General features: G+C 61.3%; 22 protein-coding genes and 1 pseudogene. 14 read left to right on the top strand and 9 right to left on the bottom strand.

Translation table 11 applies throughout. The features are described from left to right. The first annotated feature begins 117 nt into the window (after nt 1-117). The 7 genes from ACLB1Z_RS04595 (at nt 118) to ACLB1Z_RS04565 (ending at nt 10,112) form a co-directional block, all read left to right on the top strand. Nucleotides 118-4,452 (top strand): strawberry notch-like NTP hydrolase domain-containing protein, encoded by a 4,335-nt coding sequence (locus tag ACLB1Z_RS04595; RefSeq protein ID WP_409562250.1) that lies wholly within the window; start codon nt 118-120, stop codon nt 4,450-4,452. A 14-nt stretch (nt 4,453-4,466) separates the two neighbouring features. Continuing rightward, complete coding sequence (locus ACLB1Z_RS04590; RefSeq protein ID WP_409562249.1) at nt 4,467-5,486, top strand: toprim domain-containing protein; 1,020 nt, start codon at nt 4,467-4,469, stop codon at nt 5,484-5,486. 308 nt (nt 5,487-5,794) lie between these two features. After that, complete coding sequence (locus ACLB1Z_RS04585; protein ID WP_409562248.1) at nt 5,795-6,718, top strand: DUF2493 domain-containing protein; 924 nt, start codon at nt 5,795-5,797, stop codon at nt 6,716-6,718. Nucleotides 6,719-6,853: 135 nt separating this feature from the next. Then, nucleotides 6,854-7,282 carry a helix-turn-helix domain-containing protein gene (locus tag ACLB1Z_RS04580; protein ID WP_409562247.1) on the top strand — a complete coding sequence of 143 codons (429 nt, stop codon included), beginning with the start codon at nt 6,854-6,856 and terminating at the stop codon, nt 7,280-7,282. Beyond that, nucleotides 7,233-9,236, top strand: coding sequence for a ParB/RepB/Spo0J family partition protein (locus ACLB1Z_RS04575; protein WP_409562246.1), 2,004 nt, complete (start codon nt 7,233-7,235; stop codon nt 9,234-9,236). Before ACLB1Z_RS04580 ends, ACLB1Z_RS04575 begins: the two co-directional genes overlap by 50 nt. A 130-nt stretch (nt 9,237-9,366) precedes the next feature. Beyond that, on the top strand, nt 9,367-9,765 hold the full coding sequence (locus ACLB1Z_RS04570) for a hypothetical protein (RefSeq protein ID WP_409562245.1): 399 nt from the start codon (nt 9,367-9,369) through the stop codon (nt 9,763-9,765). A 149-nt stretch (nt 9,766-9,914) separates the two neighbouring features. Then, the gene (locus tag ACLB1Z_RS04565; protein WP_409562244.1) at nt 9,915-10,112 is read left to right on the top strand and encodes a hypothetical protein; all 198 of its coding nucleotides are present in this window, start codon (nt 9,915-9,917) and stop codon (nt 10,110-10,112) included. A gap of 300 nt (nt 10,113-10,412) precedes the next feature. Here ACLB1Z_RS04565 and ACLB1Z_RS04560 read toward each other — a convergent pair whose 3' ends face one another. Both ACLB1Z_RS04560 and ACLB1Z_RS04555 read right to left on the bottom strand, forming a co-directional pair. After that, on the bottom strand, nt 10,413-11,381 hold the full coding sequence (locus ACLB1Z_RS04560; RefSeq protein WP_409562243.1) for a helix-turn-helix transcriptional regulator: 969 nt from the start codon (nt 11,379-11,381) through the stop codon (nt 10,413-10,415). A gap of 88 nt (nt 11,382-11,469) precedes the next feature. After that, nucleotides 11,470-11,706 (bottom strand): DUF262 domain-containing protein, encoded by a 237-nt coding sequence (locus ACLB1Z_RS04555; RefSeq protein WP_409562242.1) that lies wholly within the window; start codon nt 11,704-11,706, stop codon nt 11,470-11,472. A gap of 306 nt (nt 11,707-12,012) precedes the next feature. Here ACLB1Z_RS04555 and ACLB1Z_RS04550 point away from each other — a divergent pair, with 306 nt between their 5' ends. Then, a complete protein-coding gene (locus tag ACLB1Z_RS04550) occupies nt 12,013-12,669 on the top strand; it encodes a hypothetical protein (RefSeq protein ID WP_409562241.1) in 657 nt (218 codons plus the stop codon). Between the two features lie 331 nt (nt 12,670-13,000). Here ACLB1Z_RS04550 and ACLB1Z_RS04545 read toward each other — a convergent pair. Both ACLB1Z_RS04545 and ACLB1Z_RS04540 read right to left on the bottom strand, forming a co-directional pair. After that, nucleotides 13,001-13,130 (bottom strand): annotated as a pseudogene (locus ACLB1Z_RS04545) (integrase); the annotation flags it as partial. A gap of 81 nt (nt 13,131-13,211) precedes the next feature. Then, a complete protein-coding gene (locus ACLB1Z_RS04540) occupies nt 13,212-14,081 on the bottom strand; it encodes a hypothetical protein (RefSeq protein WP_409562240.1) in 870 nt (289 codons plus the stop codon). A gap of 333 nt (nt 14,082-14,414) precedes the next feature. On the opposite strand from ACLB1Z_RS04540, the gene ACLB1Z_RS04535 reads away from it, so the two are divergent. Further along, nucleotides 14,415-15,752 (top strand): helix-turn-helix domain-containing protein, encoded by a 1,338-nt coding sequence (locus ACLB1Z_RS04535; RefSeq protein WP_409562239.1) that lies wholly within the window; start codon nt 14,415-14,417, stop codon nt 15,750-15,752. A 123-nt stretch (nt 15,753-15,875) separates the two neighbouring features. On the opposite strand, the gene ACLB1Z_RS04530 is transcribed toward ACLB1Z_RS04535, so the two are convergent. Together ACLB1Z_RS04530 and ACLB1Z_RS04525 are read right to left on the bottom strand one after the other, a co-directional pair. Beyond that, the gene (locus ACLB1Z_RS04530) at nt 15,876-16,754 is read right to left on the bottom strand and encodes an ImmA/IrrE family metallo-endopeptidase (RefSeq protein WP_409562238.1); all 879 of its coding nucleotides are present in this window, start codon (nt 16,752-16,754) and stop codon (nt 15,876-15,878) included. A gap of 2 nt (nt 16,755-16,756) precedes the next feature. After that, nucleotides 16,757-17,071 carry a helix-turn-helix domain-containing protein gene (locus ACLB1Z_RS04525; protein WP_409562237.1) on the bottom strand — a complete coding sequence of 105 codons (315 nt, stop codon included), beginning with the start codon at nt 17,069-17,071 and terminating at the stop codon, nt 16,757-16,759. 131 nt (nt 17,072-17,202) lie between these two features. Here ACLB1Z_RS04525 and ACLB1Z_RS04520 point away from each other — a divergent pair, with 131 nt between their 5' ends. The 4 genes from ACLB1Z_RS04520 to ACLB1Z_RS04505 are packed head-to-tail and all read left to right on the top strand — an operon-like array spanning nt 17,203 to nt 20,113. Further along, entirely contained in the window at nt 17,203-17,424 is a 222-nt protein-coding gene (locus tag ACLB1Z_RS04520; RefSeq protein ID WP_409562236.1) for a DUF2188 domain-containing protein, read from the top strand. 6 nt (nt 17,425-17,430) lie between these two features. Continuing rightward, nucleotides 17,431-18,441: a CBASS cGAMP-activated phospholipase gene (locus ACLB1Z_RS04515; protein WP_409562235.1), complete on the top strand. Its 1,011-nt coding sequence runs from the start codon at nt 17,431-17,433 to the stop codon at nt 18,439-18,441. Further along, nucleotides 18,438-19,637: a nucleotidyltransferase gene (locus ACLB1Z_RS04510; protein WP_409562234.1), complete on the top strand. Its 1,200-nt coding sequence runs from the start codon at nt 18,438-18,440 to the stop codon at nt 19,635-19,637. The genes ACLB1Z_RS04515 and ACLB1Z_RS04510 overlap by 4 nt, the downstream gene beginning before the upstream one ends. Then, nucleotides 19,637-20,113, top strand: a complete 477-nt coding sequence (locus tag ACLB1Z_RS04505; RefSeq protein ID WP_409562233.1) for a hypothetical protein — start codon at nt 19,637-19,639, stop codon at nt 20,111-20,113. Before ACLB1Z_RS04510 ends, ACLB1Z_RS04505 begins: the two co-directional genes overlap by 1 nt. 331 nt (nt 20,114-20,444) lie before the next feature. On the opposite strand, the gene ACLB1Z_RS04500 is transcribed toward ACLB1Z_RS04505, so the two are convergent. Further along, nucleotides 20,445-21,428, bottom strand: coding sequence for a hypothetical protein (locus ACLB1Z_RS04500; protein ID WP_409562232.1), 984 nt, complete (start codon nt 21,426-21,428; stop codon nt 20,445-20,447). A gap of 2 nt (nt 21,429-21,430) precedes the next feature. Further along, entirely contained in the window at nt 21,431-22,279 is an 849-nt protein-coding gene (locus ACLB1Z_RS04495; protein WP_409562231.1) for a hypothetical protein, read from the bottom strand. Nucleotides 22,280-22,352: 73 nt separating this feature from the next. On the opposite strand from ACLB1Z_RS04495, the gene ACLB1Z_RS04490 reads away from it, so the two are divergent. Continuing rightward, nucleotides 22,353-23,183 carry a hypothetical protein gene (locus ACLB1Z_RS04490; RefSeq protein ID WP_409562230.1) on the top strand — a complete coding sequence of 277 codons (831 nt, stop codon included), beginning with the start codon at nt 22,353-22,355 and terminating at the stop codon, nt 23,181-23,183. A 422-nt stretch (nt 23,184-23,605) separates the two neighbouring features. On the opposite strand, the gene ACLB1Z_RS04485 is transcribed toward ACLB1Z_RS04490, so the two are convergent. After that, on the bottom strand, nt 23,606-25,822 hold the full coding sequence (locus tag ACLB1Z_RS04485) for a heavy metal translocating P-type ATPase (protein ID WP_409562229.1): 2,217 nt from the start codon (nt 25,820-25,822) through the stop codon (nt 23,606-23,608). Between the last annotated feature and the right edge of the window lie 99 nt (nt 25,823-25,921).

Below are 25,921 nucleotides of genomic sequence, written 5' to 3'. Positions count from 1 at the left end.
GTACGGGGAGCTTTTTCATTTCAAAGGCGAGAGGGAAGAGGAGGGGCCGGGAAGGGTGCCCTTGAGGGGTTCGCGAGAGGCGCGGGCCCCGGGGTGAGTCAATCGGAGCACCCGCCCATGTACACACCGTCTGCCATCACGACCGCCACAATAGCCGCTTCGCCGCCTTCTGAGGCTGTTTTTGAATCCTCAGACGCACCGGCAATCATCCGGGCGGGCGAAATCCTCCTCAAAACGCTCTCAGGCGGCCGTCACCTCGACGCGACGATCCTGCGGAGCGCCATGGAGACCGCGTTCGGGGCCTCCGACGCGAGCGGGGCGTGGAGCTGGAAGGACGCTTACGAAAGCGTGGAGGTGGCGCAGGTGCTGTTCCTCAGGAAATACCTGCCCGCCATCCGCCGCGAACGCTCCCGCGCCGCCGTACTCACGATGCTGGAGAAGACGGCCGCCTTGCTGCCCACCCACACGCGGCGGTCGGAGGAAAGCGTCGCCCTCCAGCAATTCTCGACACCTCTGGAGCTGGCCTTTCTGGTGGGCGAGGCGGCGGGATTGCGCGCCGACGATGTCGTCCTTGAGCCCTCCGCCGGCACAGGGCAGCTTGCGGTGTTCGGCGCGGCGGTGACCAATAAGCTCGCGCTCAACGAATACGCCAACAGCCGCGCGGACATCCTCCAGCTGCTGTTCCCCGGTGCCCCACTCACGCGCTTCAACGCCGAGCAGCTGCATGACCGCGCGGACAGGTCCCTGGTGCCGACCGTCGTGTTGATGAATCCGCCCTTTTCGGCCTCGCCCCACGTCAGCGGCACCATGGCGGGCGTGGATCTCCGCCACCTGAGGTCGGCCTTGCGCCGCCTGGCGCCGGGAGGCCGGTTGGTGGCCATCACCTCGTTCGGACTGACACCCGACGACACCCGCTATGCGGATGCCTTCCACCGCATGCGGGCCGAGTGCACGATGCAGCTTTCGGCCGGGCTCGACGGCAGGCTATACCGCCGCCACGGAACCACCATGGAGACGCGGCTCCAGGTCTTCGACAAGGCGCCCACGCCGCCCGGCCATCGGCCCATCCGGGGCATTTGCGCCACGCCCGCCGAATTGCTCCACCTGATTTGCGAGTTGCCCGCGCGGTTGCCGTCGTCCGGGTCATACCCTGCGGCTCCCGTTCCGCCGAAACCGGCCGGGACACGCGGGACCACGATCACCCCATCGCCCGCGCCGGCCGCCGGTCCCGCCGTGGCTCGCGAGACCCAAGGCATCGAGCTCGACTACGAGGTGATGTCCGACGCCCAGCCCCGCGCCACGTCGATCGACGCCTTGTACGAACCTTATGCCCCCGAGCGCATCCGCATCCCCGGCGCGGCACCGCACCCCGACAAGATCGTGCAGTCGGCGGCGATGGCGTCGGTGCTGCCGCCGATCCCGACCTACCGGCCGCATCTGCCGGACGGCCTGGTCGCGCAGGGATTGCTCTCGGCCGCCCAGCTGGAAACCATCATCTACGCGGGTGAAGCCCACGCGCGCCACCTCGCCGGACGGTGGACAGTCAATGAAACGCTGGACGTCCTCACCGCCACGGCGGACGGCGCCGGGGTTTCGTTCCGCCGCGGCTTCTTCCTCGGCGACGGCACCGGCGTCGGGAAGGGGCGGCAGGTCGCCGGCATCATCCTCGACAACTGGCTCAAGGGACGCCGCCGCGCGCTCTGGATCTCCAAATCCGACAAGCTGCTCGAGGACGCCCAGCGCGACTGGTCGGCGCTGATGCAGGAACGGTTGCTGGTGGTGCCCCAGGACCGCTACCGCCAAGGCAAGCCCATCAAGCTCCGCGAGGGCATCCTGTTCACCACCTACGCCACGCTCCGCTCGGAGTCCGAAGGCAAGCCATCCCGCCTGCAGCAGATCCTCGACTGGGTCGGCCGCGATTTCGACGGCGTCATCGTCTTCGACGAGGCCCACGCGATGGGCAACGCCGGCGGCTCCACATCCAACCGCGGCCACCAGAAGGCGTCGCAGCAAGGCCTCGCCGGCCTCAAGTTGCAGCATGCCTTGCCGGAGGCCCGCGTGGTCTACGTGTCCGCGACCGGTGCCACGACTGTCGAGAACCTCGCCTATGCGCAACGCCTGGGACTATGGGGCTCGGACGACCTGCCGTTTGATACGCGCACGTCGTTTTTGGTTGCGATGAATGAAGGCGGCATCGCCTCCACCGAGGTGCTTGCCCGCGATCTGAAGGCGCTCGGCCTCTACGTGGCGCGGTCGCTGTCCTACGAGGGCGTGGTGGTCGAGATGCTTGAACACACGCTCACGCCGGGCCAGGTCGAGATCTATGACGAGTACGCCAAGGCCTACCAGATCATCCATGCGCATCTGAACGAGGCCCTGTCCGCCACCGGGATCTCCGGCGAGGCGGGCGAATGCCTCAACAAGAATGCGAAGAGTGCCGCGCGGTCCGCGTTCGAAGGCAACAAGCAGCGCTTCTTCAACCACCTCATCACCGCGATGAAGATGCCGACGCTGATCGCCGACATCGAGGCCCAGCTGCGCGATGGCCACGCCGCGGTGGTGCAATTGGTCTCGACGTCGGAAGCCTTGCTGGAACGCCGTCTCGCCGAGTTGCCGCAATCCGAATGGGACGACCTCAATTTCGATGTCACGCCACGGGAATATTGCCTGTCGTATTTGAAGCATTCGTTCCCGGTCCAGCTTTACGAGACCTACACCAACGACGAGGGGCAGCTCGCCTCACGTCCGGTCTTCGACGCCGAAGGCAATCCTGTGGCGAGCCGCGAGGCCGAGGAGATGCGCGACGACCTGATGTTCCGCCTGTCGGCGCTGCCGCCGCTGCAATCGGCCCTTGACCAGCTCATCCACCATTTCGGCGCTGACGCCGTGGCGGAAGTCACCGGCCGCTCGCGCCGCATCGTGCGCAAATCCACTGCACGGGGTGAGGTGCTTGCGGTCGAGAACCGTCCCGCCTCGTCAAACATCGGCGAGACCCAAGCCTTCATGGACGACAAGAAGCGCATCCTCGGCTTTTCCGACGCCGGCGGCACCGGCCGGAGCTACCACGCCGACAAGGGATGCCTCAACCGGCGCAAGCGCGTCCATTACCTCCTCGAGGCCGGGTGGAAGGCGGACACCGCCATCCAGGGTCTCGGCCGCTCCAACCGCACCAACCAGGCGCAGCCTCCCCTGTTCCGCCCCGTCGCCACCAACGTGCGCGGAGAAAAGCGTTTCCTCTCCACGATCGCGCGCAGGCTGGACTCGCTCGGCGCGATCACGCGCGGGGAACGCAAGACCGGCGGCCAAGGCTTGTTCCGCGCCTCGGACAACCTCGAAAGCGTTTACGCGTGGGCGGCGCTCCGACAGTTCTACACCCTCATCCATCTGGGGAAGGTGGCGTGCTGCTCCCTCCGGATGTTCGAGGACGTGACCGGCCTTTCGCTCACCAACGCGGATAGCGGCACGTTGCTGGACGATCTCCCGCCGATGCACACGTTCCTCAACCGGATGCTGGCGCTCCAGATCGGTTTGCAGAACGCGCTGTTCGAGGTCTTCGAGGACCTCATCGACGGACGCGTGCAGGAAGCCATCGCCAAGGGGACCTATGAGGTCGGGCTTGAAACCATCCGCGCGGAACGGTTGGAACTCGTGGGCCGCCGTGTCATCGCGGTGCACGGCCTCACCGGCGCGAAGACCGAAATCCTCGACATCAAGCGCCGGGACCGGAACAAGCCGTTGCAGCTTGCCGAGGTCCTCGCGCGCGCCTCGGAGGCCGGTGATGCGGCGGTGATGCTTGTCAACAGGAAGTCATCCCGGGTGGCGCTGCAGGTTCCGACCTCCTCGCTCACCTTGGACGACGGCACGGTCCAACAGCGGGTGCGATTGCTGCGGCCGACCGAAAATATCGCCGTTCCCGTGTCGATGATGGAGGACACCCACTGGGAGGCGACCGACCGCGCGACCTTCGGCGCGCTGTGGCAAGCCGAAGTCGACGCCGTGCCGGAATACGTCGACAGCCGCTTCCACATGATCACCGGCCTGCTGCTGCCGATCTGGAAGAAATTGCCGTTCGCGCACCCCCGCGTGTTCCGTTTTGTGACCGACGACGGTGTGGGTGTGCTCGGCCGCCTGTTGCCGCCCGAGTGCCTGGACCAGTTCGACGTGCCGGATGGCCCGCACCTTTCAGCCGAAGAGCTGTGGCAACGCCTCACCGACGGCGGGACCGTGAAACTGGAACCGGGCTTCGTGCTCAAACGCGTGCGCAGCATGGGCCAACCGCGCATCGAGCTCCAGGGCTTCACGCACGACATGCTGCCGAAGCTCAAGGCCATGGGCCTGTTCCCGGAGATCATCGCCTACGCCACTCGGTTGTTCCTGCCCACCGGCGCGGATGGCCCGAGGGTCCTTTCAAACCTGCTCGCACGTCATGCCGTCGTGCGGAAACCGAATTGAGTGAGGATGACGCCATGGCACACGACATCCGGCATATCTCGGAGCGGTTGGCGCAGCATGCCGAGGCGGTATGCGCGCACTATCTCTCGAACGGCATGAAGAGCGGCCGCTACTGGCTGGTGGGCGACGTCTTCAACACGCGCGGGCGGTCCCTCTGGGTGCGCCTGGTGGGCCCGACCTCAGGGCCGGGTGCCGCCGGAAATTGGACCGATGAGGCGACCGGCGAATATGGCGACCTCGTCGACCTCATCCGCATCAACCGCCAGCTCAACAACTGGTCCGACGTGCGGGAGGAAGCGCTCACGTTCCTGTCCGAACCCCGCCATGTCGAGTACCCCATGCGTGCTCCGGCACCGCGCAACAGCCCCGAGGCCGCGCGGCGGTTGTTCGCGGGGTCACGCCCCGTCAAGGGAAGCCTTGCCGAGACCTACCTCTCCTCGCGCGGCATCACCGGGCTTGGCGACATCCCGTCCTTGCGGTTCCATCCGAGTTGCTTCTACCGGGCGCGCGACAGCGCGGCCTTGATGAGGCTGCCCGCGCTCGTCGCCGCCATCACCAGCCTTACCGGCGATGTCACCGCCGTGCTCAGGACCTACCTTGCCGAGGATGGCCGGGCCAAGGCCACGGTGAGCACCCCCCGCCTCGTGCTCGGGGACCAGCTCGGCCATGCGATCCGCATCGGCCCGGCGGGAGACGCGCTGCTCGTCGGGGAGGGGCTTGAGACCGTTCTTACGTTGCGTTCGCTCCTGCCCTCGATGCCGATGAACGCGGCGGGCTCCGGGAACCACCTGGCCGCGCTCCGGCTGCCGAAGGACCTCAAACGCCTCTACATCGCCGTGGACAACGATTCTCCCGGCAGGACGGCGGCGCAGTCGCTGATCTTCCGCGCCATGGATGACGTCGCGCACATCCGCCTGCTCATTCCCCGGCACGATGACTGGAACACCGATCTCGTGCGGGATGGGCCGGAGGCGACCTTTGCCCGGTTGGCCGATCAGTTGTCGGAGGTCGACCGGCCCCCGCGCGCAAGATAGGGGGCCGGACGGGAAGGGGTGCGGTTTGGGGAGACCCGAGGTGTGGGGCCCTCCGACGTCCATCGGCCTTTAAGGGGCGGCGAGTGGGCCAGAGTCCGGTCCGGGCGCAACGGCGGGCCTGGAACTCTTTTCCGCCGGGCGCTTCGCGCCCTTTGCATCGCGAAGCAAAAGAGTTCGGCCCTTCGTCCTCCGCTCCGCTACGGCCGCCAAGAGGGGCGGTGCTGCCCCGCCCGGAACCCCGGCCAAGGGCTCGCCGGAAAGGCCGGCGATGGGCGCCGGCAAGTCCTCAAACAACGGGAGCTTATCCCATGACACTCACCAATCCCTTGACCGGCTACCCCACCTCCTCCGCCACCGCGCGCGCCGCGGACCACATGGCCCTCCATGGCTTCTCACCGCGCGAGGACGAGCCCGACACGCGCCCTGTCCCGGAAGACGACGCCATCGCGGCCATCGTCACCCACCTCTTCGAGGCCGTCACCGCCCCGCTCGCCGACACGGCACTTGAGCCCGACGTGCCGAACCTCCTCTGGTCCGTGGTCAACATGTTCCAGATCAAGCTGGACCGGCTGCAGCGCGAGCTCGACGACAACGAGCTCCGCCAGCGCGAGGCGCAGGAGCAGCAGGACGGTTCCGAAATCCGCTCCCTCGAGCTCGAGCGCCTCCTCGACAAGGGCCACAACCTCCTCGACCGCCGCGAGGCCTTCGAAGCCATGCGGGACGCCGCGGCCGAATCCTACGCCGACTTCACCGGGTCCGCCTGGAAGCCCAGCCGCGGCTCCCTCGTCAACCACAAGAAGATGACGGCGTCGCTCATCGACAGCCGCGACTTCCTCTCGGCCCGCAAGTACGCCGAGACCAACGTGCTCCTGCCCTCGGGCACCAAGATCGCCTTCGCGGGCGGCCAGGACTGCAACGATGTCGACGGCATCTGGAGGGTCCTCGACAAGGTCTTCGCCAAATACCCGGACATGATCCTCATGCACGGTGGCAACCAGCGTGGCGCCGAGCGCATCGCCTCCTGCTGGGCCGAAGCCCGCAAGGTGCGGGAGTTCGTGTTCCGCCCCGACTTCAAACTCCACGCCAAGGCGGCGCCGTTCAAGCGCAACGACCGCATGCTGGAGGCCATGCCGCAGGGCCTGATCGTCTTCCCGGGCAACGGCATCACCGACAACCTCGCCGACAAGGCCAAGAAGCTCGGCGTCTCGCTCATCGACATGCGGAGCCGCTAGCTCCGCCAATAGCAACCGCCAGCGCGCTGCGCTGGCGGTCCTTTCATGGTGGAAGAGGAAAAGAAAGGGGTTCGCACCGCGGAGCACGGACAGAAGAGACAATCCCTCAGTGCCCGCATCAACGGGAGAACCGCCATGGCCTATCCATCACCACCCATCACCCTCGAGGCGCGCAAGGCCTTCCTGCAGGACAAGCTCGTCGCCGCCCTCCACGACACCGTGGGCTTCGTCGCCCCGCACGACCTCTCCTGGATCGCCGATGGCGCGCTCATCCGCTTTGCCCTCGAGCGCTGCCATGGAAACCTCACCAAAGGCGGGCGCCTGCTCGGCATGACCCGCATGACCTTCAAGAAGCGGGTCGTTGCGCATGGCTTCGACCATGTGTCGTTCGGCGGCCAGCGCGGGCGGGATCAACGACGGCCCCAGGGGAAAGGATGGGATGGCGAGGGTGAGGAAGGCAGAGGGGAGAGAGAGGCTCTCCCGGGTCTTCCGAAAACCGACAGGAGTACCGACCATGGCCAAAGCCAAACCCGCCGCGACAGCGCCGATCCCGCAGCACAATGAAATCACCGTGCCGCTGAACAAGCTCGTCCTCAGCGCCGCGAATGTCCGCAACATCTACGACCCCAAAAGCATCAGCGACTTCGCCGAAAGCATCGCCGCCAAGGGCCTGCTGCAAAACCTGATCCTCCGGCCCGCCGGCGATGCGGACGGCGTCGGCCTCTACGAAATCCACGCGGGCGGCCGTCGCTTCCGCGCCCTGCAGCTTCTCCTGAAGCAAGGCCGCATCGCGCCCGACTTCCCCGTTCGCGCGATCGTCGAGACCGCCGGCGTCGCCGCCGACGTGAGCCTCACAGAAAACACCGAGCGCGAGAACCTGCACCCGCTCGATGAGTTCAAGGCCTTCAAGGCGATGAAGGATGACGGCATGTCGGATGCGGCGATCGCCGCCACCTACCGCGTCACGCCCACCGTGGTGAAACAGCGCCTGCGCCTCGTGTCGGCGAGCCCGAAGCTCCTTGACGCCTACGGCCGCGACAAGCTCGACCTCGATCAGCTGATGGCCTTCTGCATCATCGACGACCACAAGCGCCAGGACACGCTCTTCAAGGCGATCTCCAACGGCACCATGAACGGCGCCGCGTGGGCCATCAAGCGCGCCCTCACCGAAAACACCATCGCGCTCTCCGACCGCCGCGTGAAGTTCGTGGGCCTCAAGGCCTACGAAGCCGCGAACGGCACCGTCCTGCGCGACATGTTCGACACCAAGGACAGCGGCTACATCGAGGATGTCGACACCCTGACCCGTCTCGTCGATGCGAAACTCGCCACCGAACGCGCCGCCCTCCTCGCCGCCGGATGGAAGTGGGTCGACGCCGCGCTCGATGTCGACTACGCCGCCAAGCAATCCCTTGGCCGCATCACCGGAAGCTCGGCGCCGCTGACGAAGAAGGAGGAGAAGCGCCTCGAGAAAATCGCTGCGCGCCTTGAGGAACTCGACCGCATGTCGGAGGATGACGCCGACGAGACCGACGACGGGCTCCAGGAGGAATTCGAGGCCCTGGACGCCGAAGCCGAGGCCATCCGCAAAAAGCCTGCCGTCTTCACCACCGAGGAGATGGCGCGCTCCGGCGTGCTCCTGTCGATCAGCCCATCGGGAGAGCTCCTCGTGCAGCCCGGTTTCGTGAAACCCGAGGACGAGGAAAAAGCGGCAACGCCCGAGGCCACCGCAACCTCGGATGATGAAACCGAGGATGACAACGCGCCCAAACCCATCGCCGAGCGCCTTGTGCAGGACCTGACCTCATACCGCACGGTGGCGATGCGTGATGCCATGAGCAAGGACTTCCGTGTCGCCTTCGTGACCACACTCCACACGATGGTCCTCTCGCACTTCTATCATGCCTCCTATGACAGCTGCATGCAGTTGAGCATCCAGCACAACTTCGCGGCCAACGCGCCGGGGCTGGACACCTGGAAGACCACGGTCGCCCTCGACGAGCGCAATGAAGCCTGGCGCGCGAAGCTGCCGAAGGACCGCACCAAGCTCTGGGCCGCCCTGTGGGACATGGACGATGCCGAGAAACACGGCCTCTTCGCCCACTGCGCCGCGATGAGCGTCAATGCGGTCCAGACGAGCCGGCGAGATGTCAAACGCAACCGCGACCAGGTCGCGCACGCGTTGGGCCTCAGCATGGTGGCGGCGGGCTGGCAGCCCTCCGGCGACATGTACCTCTCGCGCGTGTCCAAGCCGCACATCATCGCGGCGGTGGAGGAAGCACTCGGCGAAGACAAGGCGCACCTCATCTCCGACATGAAGAAGGAGGGCATGGTCCGTGAGGCCGAACGGCTTCTCACGGGCACGGGCTGGTTGCCCGAGGTTCTAAGGACCGTCGATCCGGCAACCCTTCTGCCCGATGTGGATGAGGCCGATGACGGCGAGGCCGAGGGCGAAGAAGCCTTGCCGGAGTTCCTCACCGAGGCTGACGGCGACACTGAAACCGCCGTTGCCGCGTGAGCGCACCGCTGGTCGTCTGGGCCACCTTCCCACCGGGAGGTGGCCTATTTCTTTTTCCCGGACCTATCCGCCCGGATGGTTACGTTCGCCGTGCCCCCGCCCATCATCGCCGCTCAACAGGGAGCACCGCATGACCGAATTCCTGCAGTTCTACGTCCACTGCTCGCGCACCAGGCAGCGTTACATCGTGAGCGGCTACGTCCAGAACGGGACCCTGCACTGGGCGGCCGCCTTCATCCCCAAACCAGGCTATTCCGCGCCTTCGCTGCCCCCTCCTTCCGCGGCGATCTACAGCAGCATCGACGCCTCGAAGTTCCGCTGCCCGTGTTGCGAAACATCCGGCACCAACAACGGCACCAAATTCGGGATGTGGACCTGCAGCACCTGCGGTTCCGTCCATTGCATGGGAACCGACAACCTCGGCAATTGCCATGGATCGTGCGGGCAGCCAACCTGCATCCATGAGAGGGCGAAATTCGATAATCCCGCCCCTTTGAGCGTCCAGATCGCCCAGGGGCACGACCGTTAGTGAACGTTGCAGGGGTTTCAAAGCGGGCCGCGTCGCCAGCGGCGTCCCACTTGATGTCCACTTCGTGGGCACACGCCGAAGCTCGATCCGTATGCTTCTTTTACTCCCACCTGCTTGTGCGCCTTGGCGCGGTGATCTTTACTTGCAAGATGACGAACGATTTTCACGAGCCTGAATTCCGCCGGCTCTTTGACCGGGCCTTTGACGGCACGCAAAGCTTCGCCGAATGGATGGCGATGAACCGGTCCGCCTACCGCGTGATGAACCGCGCGGACGCCGATGACCGCGGCGCCGAATTCTATTTCTTCATGCTCGATGCCTACGACGGGCAGCTTGCCCTGGCGTGAGCCCCAGGTTCGGGCTGATCACGACCGTATGACGCCGGGCCCATGGGGCAACTCCCCGGCATGGCCAAGCGCCATTCCGAGATCCCGCATGTCGATGAGCGCGCCGCAGCCCGGGCAGACCATGTAATGGTCCGCCTCACCTTCCGGCGCCCAGCCTATCGGCACACCGATAATACATGGTTTCCGATCGTCACCCATGACGGGGAAACCAACTCAACTCCCGATCCGTTGCCGGCCGGACAGACGCAGGAGGTCGTCCAGCAAAGGCGCGCGTGCCCGACGCCACGCGGCAACCCACCGCTATCCGAAAATTTCCTTCATCAGCGCCACGACCTGGTACTGGGACGTGCACTCGAGGTGGCAGAGCACCTTGCGCATATGCCAGCGCACGGTTGGCAACGCCACGTTCGCCTCCTCCGCATACTGGCGAAGGTCGAGGCCACGGACCAGCGCGCACACCAGCCGCGCCTGCGCGATGGAAAGCTTGGTGACCTTCGACACCCGCATTGGATCAAGCATCAGCGGCTGGCGGAGGGGTTTAAGGTGCAGGAGGGCAAGGTGCTCGCCGGACACCCAGCTTGAGCGTTCCCGCGACAGGTGACCCAAGAGGTCGTTTTCAAGCAGCGTTCGCGCCTCCTCATGCGCGCCCCTGAAGAAGGCCTCCACCATCTCCGCAAACATCCGGCTCGCCTCGCGGGTGCCGAAGTTCAGTTGCTCGTTCGGCGAAACCGAGACATTCGCCGCGCCGGAATGCAGCAGGTTCTTGGCCAGGAGGTTCATCGCGTGGATGTGGCGATGTTCATCGATCAGCAGGCAGGGGTGCTTGCTGTACATCGTCACCCGCTTGATGTGGTTCACGTCCTTGTCGAACAGGCGGTGGCTGTGCTCGAGCGCGGCCAGGACTTTCGGGTCGGTGAAGGCGCCCACCGCTTCCTCGAGGTCCCCGTCCCTGGCTCCGGTCGCGTAGACGCCAGCCGCCACGCCGCGAGGCTCCAACGCCACGATCCTTGTCTTCCAGGGCACCACCCTCGGTTTGGGGGCGGCACCTGTCCCCACCGGATGGCAATTGAGGAACCCCTCCACGTCCGCGCGGGCGGGGCCGGTGGCAATTTCGTAAGTGAGCTTAGGCCGCTGGCTCACGACAAAGCGCAAGGCAATGCCGGCGAGCATCTGGCTCCGAGTCATTATTTCCGCAAGATAGGAATTCCATGCCTGCAGAAGATCGACGTCGGTCGACGCCTGGATCACGCTATCAATAAGCATATTCACTCAAAACATCTGATAAAATAACATCGTTAAGCTGCCGCAGCCGACGGTCGAACGCAAGGACCAGATAACGACTGCGGAGCCGCGGAACTCACAAATCCCAGGCAGTGGCCAACGTGCCGGCCAGCTCACGGGTAAGCAACGCTTCAGCGTTTTCCGGTCCCCACCCATAGGGCCGCTGATAGAGAGGGAAGCTGAAGACGAACGCGTCGGAAAACAGGTCGCCTATATCCAATTGCTCGGTTTCAAAAGCTGCCACTGAAAATACCCCGCTGTACACCCACGCGCAAAACATACGCGGGCGCGGCGGCGGGATGCCCATCCACATGAATAGGTCGCGAAAGAAAATCACCCCATGCGGGGAGGGGCCTTATTTGTCGAAGGCGAGAGGCTTGGTCCGGCAATCCCCGACGTGATGTTCAGGCCCGGAACGCGGAAAGCATTTCGCTGCTCCGGGGTTCGCTGCCGTAGAGCTGTCTTTACAGCCCCTTTTTCTCGCACGGCGTGATCTGTTGCTTATTGGCACTGAAGCGTTTCGCGCTCTCTCGGTGGATAGGTTCTGCCGCTTTTGCAGGCATTTAGAAGCGCGTCCGCACCAACGGTGCTAAAATAGCCCGGCAAGAAAGCAAGTCATTTGGGTTCTCGTTCAAGCCTCTCGGTCGATGCGGCGTTAGCGGAAGAATTGTCCGCGTTGTCGAAGAATAAGCGTTGCCCGCCGGTGAGGCGGGCAACGGACGAGGCAATCCGCGACTACATTGAACGGAAAAAGCTTACCAGCGAACAGCAGTGGTGGGAGGAAACTCTCCGCCGCCTGGACAGCGTCAATCACGTCCAGGCGGAAGACGATATCGATGCGAAAGAGATGTTCGATGTGGTGCTGTCGCCCTTGCGGAAAGAATTCGGAAGCGTTGCGGATTTCCGCGCCCCGCAAATCTTCACCGGCGGCACGCCGCGTGCGCGGCCGGTCTACATGACGGCGGGCGCGGGGCTCGACCTTTTTGAGCTTTGGCGCGTCGTATTCAGCAAGCGGGCGTTCCGCGCGAACGCCGCGGTCAATAAGCTTGGTAACTTCATCGAGCGCATCAACGCCGGGATCACGTTGCGGGTTGATGTTCACGATGACCGGGCGGATGGGCTGAGGAGCATGCGTGTTCCCTCCCTGACGGCGCTCAACGTGCTGTTTGTCCGCAATCCTCGTCGCATCGTCATCGCGCGGTTCGTTTACCCGGGCATGACGAGCGAAGGCGAGGTACCGGCGCGGTTCTCCCGCAAAAAGTTGGGCATGGCCTGATCCGAATTACGTGCGGCGGGAGACGAAGGCGTACCGCTGTATCCGAATTTATGCAGAAACGTTCTGAGCGATTGTCGTTACAGAAATCAATGGCGGGAGGTCCAACGCCGGACTCGATTTAACATAAGATACATTATGCGCTGCGATAGCCGCATGTGATTTCCTACATAATCAAACAAGTCGGTTCTGTTCCTTCATCGAGCGCCTTCTCGATTATTCCTTCGAAAATCGCCTACAAGACGTCCGCTAAGTCCCAATTGCGGAAGTAGACGCGCCGGTATCGGCGAGGCGAAAGCGATCTCCGAGCACGTCCGCTCTCGGAGGTATCGCGTTAAATGTCGATCGCATCATCAACCTCGATGCCGAGATAACGAACCGTGCTCTCGAGCTTCGGGTGTCCGAGCAGTTGAAACGCGCAGGTTACCAGTCCATCGGTAAATCAGCATGGCCTTAATTCGCCGCGGGCCGGCAAAAAGGACCTGCCCCGCCTTCCTCTTTGCAATCAGTTTGTTCCAATGTGTACGAGTTTAAGCCAACTGCTCTCAAGTCTCTTTGTTGGGCCGCCGGCGTAGATCGCGAGCAATAGTCTCAGCGGCGACAGGCATTCCAATCTCAGCGAAAAACGTGGTGGCAAATCTAACGAAAGGGCCTCCAACTTCTCCAGTGCCACTTGGTCTCGAAGCGCCTGCTTTGCGTCCATATAGACCTTCAAAACATTCTGTCAGCTTATCGCGGACAAATACTTGCCGTGAGTTCGCGCTTTCGTCGTTGCGCTGTCGCTTAGTTTCCGCTTGTCTCGCGTTTGCAGTCATATTGGCGATCAGCGTAAGCTCGGCTGTGAGAGATCGAAACTTTTGTAATTCAGGCCAGTCCGAAATAAGGCGATCAGTTGCCGGATCGTTCAAGATGTCTCGGAATCGGCGCGATGCCTTCGCAAGTTTTTCGGCATGACCCACCGGCGGGCGTGCGGCCGTTGATGGATAGATGTGAAGAACGTGCATGTCATTTAGCAGAAGCGCGATCGCCGCAATGCCGTAGAAATACATCTCTTCCGGTGTGAACCGGCTTGCGTTCCCATTGTCGCGAATACTATTCCAATCCAGAGGAACGATGGGCAACTCGGCTGCGGCTAGTATTCTGTGAGCCTGTTCGGGGCTAAGGGAGAACCAATCACGAGGATCAGTTTCGATCTTACTCGATGGGCTGCTCGGCATCTCATCGCCGAGAGCCTTGTGCATTAGTTTTACTGCTCGATCTGGATCGTAGCTTACGAGCACTCGGCTGAGTTTGCCAACGCCAATGACCGCCACGGCACAAAATCCAAGGCTAGTATGCGCGCGCCGCATCAACAGTTCCCTGGTGGAGCTGCCGATGTCATTCTCTTCACTTGGCTTAGGGGCTTCGGCTTCCATTTTCGTAGAACTGACCTCCGCAAGAAGTATGTGGTGGATCGCCGACTAAGGCGATCCACCACAGCCCGCGAACCTGGAAACCTCTCCAACCAATCAGGCTGGCTGTTGTCCGATGTTCAGGTTCCTTCAGCAGGTGAGGCCTGCTGTAGAGGCAAGAGAGGACACCGCCCTTTCCTTGAATTTGTACCTATATCCGAGCATCCTCGATTCGGAGTGGGCGGCCTCCGCAAAAAGTCGTCCAACCCGCCCACTCGGGCCCATCAAACTTGCGCGGCGAAAAAACGTCCACAAGCGCGGTGCTGGCACTGAGCGCCAGCAAGCCAATGGTAGTCTATGACCGACGAGCAAATTCAAGCGCTGATCAATAACCTTCAAGAAGGCCTCTACGTTGAGGTCAAAAACTGGCTCGGAGGACTGGCAGAGGAGCGTGAGAGAGCGCGATTGGCGAAAGAGATTATAGCACTGGCCAACAGCGGAGGCGGTGCAATATTTATTGGTTTCGACGACACGGCTCAGGGGCACCCGGAAATTGCACCGGAGCAGGGACACCTAGAGGCTTTCTCACAAGACCGGATTGCAGCGGTGGTGGCGCGATATGTAACTCCGCCCTGTCAGTGTCGCGTCGCGTATGCCCAAAGACTGGGTTCAGAGATCAGGCATCCCGTTATCATTGTTCCTGGAGATCACCGGACGCCATTGTGGGCGTCGCGCGCAGATCCCGAGCAGCGCATACTACAAACGGATCGCGTCTACGTACGTCGACCTGGGGGGGCAAGTGAACCATCACGAACGCAAGACGATTGGGAGAAACTCATTGATCGGCTGGTGAAGGCGCGCCAAGACGACCTTCTCACTGCGATGAGGAAGGTCATAAACCCTCTGGCTGAGACTGATCAAACTCCAAGACCCAATCTTGAAGAGTGGGATCGCGAAAGCTACGCGGCATGGACCGCGAAGATAGCGCAGCTGGCGGCCGACAGCCCACACCGATTGGCCGAGGGACATTGGACATTTTCGTTCTCGATAGAGGGTTTCCAAGCAGAGTCCCTGAACGCACTCAACGAGATGCTGCGTCAGGACATGCCGGCTTATTCTGGTTGGCCGCCATTTACGTACTTGCAGGCGGAAGGACGTCGTCCCGTAGCTCGTGGCGATCTGATCGAAGCGTGGCTTGCCAACCTTGCAGATAACAACGGCGAAACCAGTGACTATTGGCGCATTTCGCGGGATGGGAAAGGCTTTCTGTTGCGCCCGATGCAAGAGGATCGTGCTGACTTCATGGCGAACCGCATGCCTCGACCGCAACCACCTCTATTCGACTGGATTTTGCCGATTTACCGTGTGACGGAACTTCTAAAATTCGTCGAGGCTCTGGCGTTACGTTTTGCTGGCGCGAACTCGCAGATCAGTGTGATTCTTCGGTACTACAGCGCCGTGGGAAGACGATTGTGCTGTCATAGCCTAAGATGGAACGTGCTAGAGGGCGCGCGGTGTGCCGAAGAATCAATTTCGAGCAGTCTGACCTTTCCCACCGAGGAGATCGGAATCAACATTGAGGAGCGGGTGCAAGCACTTCTGGTTCCGATCTTCGAGCAGTTTGAATTCACGGAGCTACGAAAAGCAATTGTCGATCGGGTTGTGCAAGAGGTCCTCGGAAATAGGGCGCGCTAACTTGGCACAAGTGCGGATCTCAGCCGCATTGGCTCCGCGCTACGTTAAGTTCAAAGGGCAAGAAATTAGCCCGTCCAATAGCGAATGTCCGCTGAAACGGAGAGACGGGCGGCGAAGGCATGGTCATTTGCGCGCGAACCTCGGCGTCCAGGATTCTAGCAGTTCAGCTTCCTCATCTTCTTGCTGGTCCGGATCGTCCGGTAGTGCTTCACCGGTCAAGATCGTCAGCGTAAATCCATATTTACCGAGGCCCAGCACTTCTTCGTCCAGGGAAATGCGCGAGCTGCCGTCGAACCAGGCGGCGAGATCCGTCTCTCCGCAGGTCTTGTTGCCGCCAACAATATTTTCTCGATCGGCATTGAAACGCGCCGTCGCGCTCGCCGGCAGTTTCATGCCCTTCTTCAGCCATTTCAGCTTACCGAGCGCTTTGAAATTGTCGGTCATGAACGCGTAAGCGACGGCATCGCCTTCACTCACAACGATCGCCATCGGGTAAGGACTGCATGCCGCAGACCTTATTGCTGCTGCGGTCGCAGAGGATTCCGCCTCGGATGCCAATTTCAGGATTCCCTCAAGCCCGGTCTGATGCCGTTGCAGAAACTTCTTCGTGAGGGACGATGGAAGAAGAAGCCCGGCTGCAAAGTGATCGGCCTCGAGCTCTATTGAGGAACTCTGTGTAAAGTTCGCGCGCGACATGTGCACTCCGCCGGCCCCTATGATCTCTTCAGGATGCCCAGGAAGGAAAAAATGCCCCAATTCGTGCGATACTGAAAAGTTCTCGAAGCCACGGTTGTTGTGCTCCGTCGAATAGATTAGCGTCACAAGATTATTTACGAAGATGAGGGCGCCCGATATTCCCGGCGCGTCGGGCGGCTTCGCTTCGACAATAATATCGTTGTCGGCCGCAATCTGCAGCGGTCGAATGGGAAACGTCGTGAACCCGGCTTCCCTCGCTACCTTTTCTCCGAGTTGCGTCGCAAGTTTTAAGCGAAATGCCGCCATGGCTACTTCTTCTTGCTGACCATGTTGTCGATGACACCCTGGATGATATCTCGGTCTCTGACCGACAGCTTGTCTTCATCGCGAAACGCTGTCGTCGCTTCTCCCGTGCCGAGCAAATAGTCCGTCGAGATAACAAGGGCTTTGGCGAGCGCACGAATGTTGTCGAAGGAGGGTTTTCGTCGGTCGGCTTCAAAATGCGCTATAGCCGACGAATCCATGCCAGCGCGACGTCCCAATTCAGACTGGCTGAGTTCCCGATCTTCGCGAATGGATTTCAAACGGGAACCGAAACTTGATGATATGATTGACCTGGTCATGACGAAAGCGTATAGATTCCACTGCTGAGGTCGTCAATGTCGCGGACCTCCTTTTTTTGGCCCGCGCCTATGACAGTTCGTCAAGTAGCGTATGACGGCGCGAATCCGAGGTCAATAGAGGGCTGCTAGAAATGGGCAAGAATCAACATGTGGTTCCACACGGCGACGGATTGGCCGTCCGCGGCGAAAACAACAGCCGCGTGACGTCCACCCACGCGACGCAATCCCAGGCGGAAAGCGCTGCGAGGAGCATCGCGATCAACCAGCGCAGCGAGGTCGTCATTCACCGGCCGAATGGCGAGATCCGCGACAAGAATTCCTACGGCAACGATCCGTATCCGCCCAAGGGATGATCATCGATGTCGGCCGAGAACCTTGATCCGCTGCCTATCCGACGCATTCTCTGCCTTGACGGCGGCGGGATCATGGGAACTCTGCCGGCATCCTTTCTCGCCGCTATTGAGAGAAATCTCGATCGCCCGATCGGCGAATACTTCGATCTGATCGCCGGAACGTCGACGGGCGGCATTCTCGCCATTGGCCTCGGCCTTGGATTGAGCGCCCAGCAGCTCCTGGACCTCTACGTTGATCGAGGGCCTTTCATTTTTGGGGAAGGAACGTCAGGGCTTGAAGGTTTCATCTCTCGCTTAGGTCGCAAAATCAAACACTGGGTAGCGACGAAGCATGACGCGACTGCTCTCCGACGCGAGCTCGATGCCATACTCGGCCAGAGGCAGCTCGGGGAATCTCGAACACGATTGTTGATCCCGTCCTGGGACCCTCTCCATCGCAGCGTATACATCTTCAAGACGGCGCATCACGACCGGTTAAAGACCGACTATTCGCGCCTTGCCGTTGACGCCGCAATGGCGACAGCCGCCGCGCCGACCATTTTCCGGCGGCACACCACGGCGGATCACGTCGGGCTTTTTGACGGTGGCGTCTGGGCGAACAATCCGATCGCGCTTGCCGTGGTCGAAGCCATTTCCATTCTCGGTTGGCCCTCGAGCAGCCTTCGCATTCTAAGCCTGGGCTGCGTCAACGAAGTGTATGCGCTTGGCGCCGCTCCCGGAAAGATCGGCATCATCCGCGATCTTTCGCGGCTTTTCATGGACGGGCAATCGCGCGGCGCGCTCGGTATAGCGAAACTGCTGACGGGACATGAGCATGAGCGGGAGGCGATCTTTCGCGTCTGTCCGGACGTTCCGAAGGATCTCTACGCGATGGATGACACCCGCAAGATTTCCGAGCTTCGCGGGATGGGCGCGGCGGCGGCCCGGAAAGAGTGTCCGCGGCTTGAGCCGATCTTCTTTCAGGCGCCCGCCGAATCGTTCGAACCTATCCATAAACTCAAGGGAACGTTGACATGAACTTGATTGCGCCGCGCGCCAATAACTTTCCCGACGTCGTTCGGAAGTCGGCGGTCTATTCCATCCTCGATGAAGTCTGCCGCGAGCTGGAGCTGACCGAAGCGCAGCTCGTTGCCGCAAAGAACAGCTACGAAGCGGTGGCAGAGTGGCTCTCGGAAAGCGACGATCCCCTACTCCGCGCCATTCGCGTGTACGCTCATGGATCGGCCGGTCTCGGCACAAGCGTGAAGCCTCTCGGCCGAGAAGATTTCGACGTCGACCTCATCTGCCTGGTGCTGGGTTTTTCTTCTCGTCGCTCACCCGCCGAACTGAAAAAGCTCATCGGCGACAGGCTTCGGGACAACGCGCGATATGCCCCGATCCTGGAAGAAAAGAAGCGTTGCTGGCGATTGAACTATGCCCGCGAGTTCCATCTGGACATTTCGCCCACGATCGTGAACGTCGAATGCGTCAACGGTGGAGAGCTGGTCCCCGACAAAAAGCTTCGCGACTGGAAGCCCACGAATCCAAGCGGTTTTAAGGCCATTTTTGAACGCCGGGCAAATCTGCGGGCGCGCCTGCGCGCGGAAAAAGCGGCCTATGCGAATGACCGCGCCGACGTCGCGCCTTTCCCAACCAAGATGACGGGCAAAGGAGTGTTGCGTCGCACAGTTCAGCTACTCAAACGCCACCGCGATATCTATTTTGAGGACACGACGAAGGAAGTCGCGCCTATCTCGATCGTCATCACGACCCTCGCCTCAATGGCTTACGAATTCTGCGTCGGAATATTCGAATTCGACACGGAATTGGACGTTGTCGTCGAGACGATCCGGATGATGCCTCACTTCATAGAAAAACGCTTGATCGACGGCCGCATCCATTACTGGGTGGCAAACGAGAGTACGGTGGGTGAAAACTTCGCGGACCGGTGGAACGCCGAGCCGGCTCGCGTCGACGCTTTTTTCGCCTGGCACGCAAAAGCACTGTCCGCCTTTGAACAGGCCGCCGCAGTCGACGGTCTCGACCGGGTGACGAGCAGCCTTGAAGGCATTCTTGGCAAATCCGTGGTTCGCCGCGTCATGGACCGACGAACAGATTCCATTGGCGCCGCACGCGGCTCCGGCAGGCTGTACATCGGATCGGCGGGCAGCTTGAGTTTTTCCAGTGCCGCCGGCGCGGCACCGATTCCCCGTAATACGAACTTCGGTGACTGATGAAAAACAGGAGTGATCGGCCGGATCTCAGCCTTGCCCAGCAATATCTCTTCCTGAAATCCAGCCGGGTCGGAGATGGTGTTGGCTCATTGAAGGCCGCCGCCCTGACGTGGGAATACCGGGACCGTCCCACACCGCTCAGCCGCGAGTACACATTACGCATTGTCTATCGGCTCAGCATGAGTCCGCAAGTCTTCGTACTAAATCCCGACATTGCCGCTCTCGCCGGCAACCGCGAACTGCCCCATGTCTACCGCAATCCGCTGCGGCTCTGTCTCTATCTGCCTGGATCGGGCGAGTGGGCCGCGCACATGAGAATCGATCAGACCTTCGTCTCGTGGGCATCGGTCTGGCTCTTCTACTTCGAGGAATGGCTTGCCTCCGGCGAATGGAAAGGCGGCGGCGTACATCCCGAACCTGCGGATCGCGAAGAACAGCCGCGACGAGCGCGGCGGGCATCACGATCGTCACGCTAGTCGCGTAATCATCTGCTACAGGCGCGACGATACCACCAGGCTAAAACGTCCACTTCGAGCCCAAAAGGGGGAGACGCTTTGTCTGCTTATTGACGGATACCGGTCATGATCATCTGACAATTGAGTTAGCCGTTCAATGATCCGGTGATGTCGGCTTTCTCGGCATCGCGACGGCACGACCGCAAGGTCCCAATTGCAGACATTCACCGTTTGGTTCGCGAAGCAAGAGAGCGCGTTCCCGAACAAGTCTGCTTTCGAATGAAAAGCAGAAGTAATCCCGACTGCGCGATCGTCTGCTCGTGACCCTAAGCGGACCTGACCCACCTTTGCCTCAAAACGGGATCTCATCGTTGAAATTTCCTGCGACCTTTGCCGGCAGAGCCTTCGCCGGCAGCGGAATATTGCTCACCACGAACAGGTTCAGGATGTCATTCCGATCCATGAAAAGAATTTGACTGCGCTTGCCCTGGTCGAGCTTCTCTCCTAACCAATTGCGCGCCTGCTTAGTGATCTCGCCTCCAGCGATGATGAAGGCGTGGTCGACTAATACTCGGCGATTGACCTCGGGATCGAAGATCTCGTGTCCCAACATCATCAAGACCTGGTTCAGGATCTCGGCGACGTTGGCGCTGCCGGGCCGGGTCGCTCCGGCAGAATCGATCTTTGCCTTCTTCGCCTGGATGCCGAAATAGAGGACATGCATGGTCGGCAACGTGAAACGCATCCACACGTCCTTGCCGTACTCCAAGGCCTTGTCCGCATGGCCGGCGGCGGTGATGCGGTGGAAACCGAGCTGCCTGAACATCGGCAACAGGATGTCGCCGATCAGTTCGTCCTCAGAACACGCATCGAGATAGGCGCTCAGCAAGTCCCGCCTCTTCCTCTCCTCCGCCGTCAAGGGACGATGGGGACTGGAGAACTCCGAAAGCTTGTCGGATGCGATGTGCCGAAACTGGGCAACGCCACGCTCGTCATAGAAGGCTTCGAACCCCTCCCTGCACATGGGCGCGTTCAAGGCGGCCAGCGCCTTGGCGCGGTCGTTGTCACCCTCCGCCGCGTCGGCCCGGTCGAGGAGCACGCGCAGCACGCGGGCAAAACGGGATGGCAGCATGTTGGGTTGGGGCGCCGGATCCGCCAGCAGTTCGGCGAGACGCTCGGACGTCCAAGCCCAACGCGTCGTGCCGTCGTGGACGAAGTCGAGGCCGCACTCCTCGAAGAACTCGGTGATGCGCGAGCTAGACCGATAGACGAAAAATCCGGTGTCACCGATCACGCATTCTGCGATAGCCCTGAGGTTTCTTGATTTGAAATTCATGCCTAGTTCCGTTTGAGGCGCTCGTGCTCGCCCAGCATGTAGGTGATGTAGCTCCGGATGATGTTGCAGAAGACCAGGGCATCGTTGGCCGTCAGGGGCGTCCCGTTCTGCAGGTCTTGCCCATGTCGGATCCCGCCGCCCGTCGGCGACGAAAGATAGCCGTGCAGCGCCACCATCGCCGCAAGAACCTGGCGTTGATGCGTGCTCAAGGTCTTGGCCTGCATTTCCTTGACGATGGCGTTGAAGTATTTGCCCTTGATTGTACCGCCCCCAGCCTCGACACCGTCGAATCCGGTCGACACCGACTCGAGCACCCACAGCAATTCGGCGACGGCCTGTCGGCCCTGCCCTTTGGCGAGAAGATATTCCGATTGGGAAATGGCCGCCTGGATAACCTCGTGCGCCTGCTCGTCGAGCGAAGGTGGTTTGGCGGGCACTTGGACCGGACGGTGGTTGGCGGCTGGGACCAACGCCCCGTCCTCAACCCGGAAGGCGGCACTGTGCTTTGCGAGGATGCGGTTGATCCGCTCGGTCGATGGAACAGGAAGCTCCGTGTCGGAGGATCGTAAGGTCTCGCAGCCGGAACAGAACGCCTGAATAAACAGTGCCGCGTTATTCGCGGCGTCGCTCATCAGGTTCTCCATGTCGGAAGCTGCCCAGCTTTCGCTGCTGCTCGGGTTGACCGTTTCCCCGACACAGGCGGCGAACTCGCGCTTGAATAGCTCGAGCACCCGTTGCGGGCGCGAGGCCTGTCCGCTCATGCGGCGGATGAGCTGGAGAAACTCTGTGAACACTTCGGGCGGAATTGCCCCAGGGCTGTTCTCTTCCCATTGCGGATCGATCTTGAGCATGCCCTACTATAACACGACGGCGACGCAGCGCTGGATCGGGAAGCTCCTGTCCACCACGTTCTAGTCTGGGTCCATGAGCAAACGATTCCTTTTCGATTTCGACCGAATCTCCGACTGGCTACCGCGCGTCGACGCGGTGCTGCTGCCTCTTATGCCGCCGAATGCGGTCACTGCGCTCCAGGCCGCCGCACCAGAGTACGTCGAAGACGCGCGCGACGTGGCCGTTGAGCTGGGTGGTCGCGAGAGTATTGGCAATGCGCTGCTGGGCTGGCTGGGCTTGGTCGATGTCGCCGCCTATCACGGGACGCGGGCGAATGCCGACGATGAAGCCTCGATCAACCGGAGCGGCTTGCTGCCGTTGGTCGCCAACGACCGCAAGGCGAGGCTCGTGCGCGCCCTGTCTGGCCACGCGGGCTGGGCTTCGGCGTCGCAACGCCTCGATGACGTCATCGACATGTACGGCCCACGAAGTCGTCACGGGAAGCGCGAAGGCCAGGCGCACCTGACCTTGTCTCGAGAGGCATTGGTCGACGGGTTCAACCACTACCTTCAGCTTGGCGCCGAGATCGACGGGCACATGGCGCGTGAGCTGCTCGGCGCCGATGGACTTGACCTGCTGAGGCGCGACGGCCGTGCCATGGTTTTCCGCTTTCGGGTGTCGGGCGAGGCCGCTTTGAGGGTGACCCACCCGTTTTTCACGCCGGCGGAGTTGATGGCGCGCGGGGATCTGCCAAACATCATTGGCGAAGTGGTGTGCGCATGGGCTTACAAGAAATCATACCCGGAGAAACCCGGAACCCGGATGCACGTGGATTGCGGTCTCGTTTTTGAAGCGGCCGTCCCGCCGGACTGGATTATCGGCAGCGAAGTCATCGATGAGGGCCTACTGGACGACGCGACCTAGCGCGCCCGATCCTGCGCGCGCTTGTTCAGTTTTGAAATCACCTCTAGGCCGACAATCGGTGTCTGCTAATGGCCCGCAGCCGTCATTCGATCGACGTCTGCTCGTGAGGCTGCAGCAGACGCTGTTGCGAAGGGTCATTGGCTATTTTGTAATCATTGCAACCCAAGTCCGCCTTCTCGGCAAAGCTGACTTAGGAGTTGACTCGCAGGTTTCGTACAAATTTCACACGGACCGTCTTGTCGGTAGCGTCGAGCCGAAGAGCCGCTTCGCCGAGAAAGCGGACATCGCGCCTTGTGCGCGCCATACCACTTAAGGGTAGCGATGCTTGTCTGCTTTCCATCGTAAGCGGACATGGTCAGGTTCTCCGCCCTGGGCCAATAGCCGTCGTTGGGTTCAACGGTGGTCTCGTGCCTATTGGTTCATTATCGGCTGTATGGCGGTTTCCAGCGCAGCAGACGCATGGCGTTGGCCGTAACCAACACAGTTGCGCCGGTGTCCGCAAGAATTGCTGGCCAGAGGCCGGTGATGCCGACGATCGTCGTAATCAAAAAAATGGCTTTGAGACCAAGCGAGATAGCGATGTTTTGATAGATATTCGCCATTGTGCTTTTCGAGAGCGCGATCATTTGCGCCACGTCTTCAACTCTTCCGTGAAGTACCGCCGCGTCCGCAGTTTCCAGCGCTACGTCCGTGCCTCCTCCCATCGCGATGCCGACATCGGCAGCGGCAAGCGCTGGTGCATCGTTAATGCCATCCCCGACCTTGGCGACCACATCCCCTTTTTGGCGCAGCTCGCCGATGATGCGCTTTTTATCTTCCGGCAATAATTCGGCGCAGACTTCGATATCGAGCTGCCGCCCGATCGCTTCTGCGGTGCGTCGGTTGTCGCCAGTGAGCATAATCGTCTTAATCCCCGCAGCCGCGAGGGCCTTCAGTCCGGCGGACGCGTCGGGGCGGGGCTCGTCGCGCATTGCAAGCGCACCAGCAACACTATTATCGGCGATGAGGATGGATACGGTCTTTCCCTCCTCATTAAGTGCTCTGACCTTTGCTGACTGGTCCGAGCTGAGCGCCGCCATGGTGCTAGCTGCTTTCGGCGACCCGAGGAACACCTCGATTTCATCGACCTGGCCGCGCACGCCTTTACCGCCGATGGCTTTAGCATCGGAGACGGCAGGGAGAGGATCTATCCCACCATTCGCGGCATGTTCTAGAATGGCATTTGCGAGCGGATGACTTGATCCCTTTTCAAGAGCCGCCGCGAGCCGCAGGACCTGCGCTTCATCGCGTCCAAATGCAACGACGTCTGTCACACGCGGTTTACCTGCTGTCAGGGTGCCGGTCTTGTCGAGCGCGACGGCGGTGATATCTCGAAGCGTCTCGAGAACGCCACCGCCTTTTATGAGTAAGCCGCGACGGGCGCCGGTCGAAAGCGCGGCTGCGATGGCGGCGGGCGTTGAGATTACAAGGGCGCAGGGACATCCGATCAGCAGGATTGCTAGGCCCTTATAGATCCAACTACTGAAATCACCGTCGAATATCAGCGGTGGAACGATTGCGACGACGGCCGAAGCGACGACCACGCTGGGCGTGTAATAGCGCGAGAAGCGATCGATGAAGCGCTCGGTGGGTGCCTTGGCGTCCTGCGCCTCTTCCACAAGCTTGACGATGCGCGCAATCGTATTGTCAGAAGCAGCAGAGGTAACGCGGACCCGCAATACCGCATCACCGTTGATTGTACCGGCGAAAACGGTTCCGTCGGCGCCCTTTCGCACTGGCGTACTCTCTCCCGTGACCGGCGCTTCGTCGATTTCGCTTTCGCCCGAGAGAATGACGCCGTCGGCCGGAATGCGATCCCCTGGTCGCACCATGATCGTGGAGCCAACAACGAGGCTTTCCGCCAGCACTTCTTTCGTTTGGCCGTTCACTTCGACCCATGCCGTTTTGGGCACAAGCTCGGTCAGCGATTGAATGCTGGCGCGCGCCTTTCCCGCCGCGACGCCCTCCAGCAATTCTCCGACCATAAACAGAAAAACAACGACCGAGGCCTCTTCGCTGGCTCCGATGATGACCGCGCCGATCGCGGCGATCGACATCAGCATCTCGATGGAAAAAGGCGTGCCTGAGCGCGCCGCCATAACGGCGCGTCGGGCGATTGGGATGAGGCCGACGAGCATGGCCGCGATAAAAAGCCATGGTTCCAGTTGCGGAAATAAATTGCCTCCGACCCATGCTGCGGCTAGCGCAAGACCTAAAGCAATTGTCAGGCGGCCTTTGCTCGATGCCCACCACGCGTTGCGCATCGGTCGCTCAGAGTTCACATCGTCCGCATGTCCGTGCTCGGTCTCCTCGGAGTGGTGCCCGTCGGAACAGCAGGAGTGGATGGCTTTTGGCGATCTAACTTCGGACGAATTCGACGCTGCTTCTTGCGCGAGCGAAAATCCGAGCGCCTTTACGGTCTTTTCGATGGTGTTTGTTAAGCCGATGCGGTCCTCGGAGCGCACGGTCATTTTCTGTGCTTGAAAGCTAACTTTAACGTCTTCGACGCCTCCGAGCCGTCGCACAGCGGTTTCAATTTTCGACGCGCAGGAACCGCAATCCATTCCTTCGACGCGATAGCGGATCTCGTGGGTAGTCATGGCTGGTCCTCAAGTTAAGAGACCAAAGCCTAATTCCTATAGTGACTAGAGGAGCAAGCCAAAATTCCGGCTAACTTCACCCTGGATGATAGAGGCGCG

The sequence above is a fragment of the Hyphomicrobium sp. MC8b genome (assembly GCF_905067615.1).
Taxonomy (GTDB): Bacteria; Pseudomonadota; Alphaproteobacteria; order Rhizobiales; family Hyphomicrobiaceae; genus Hyphomicrobium_B.
This window is presented reverse-complemented; position numbering and strand designations above follow the sequence as displayed.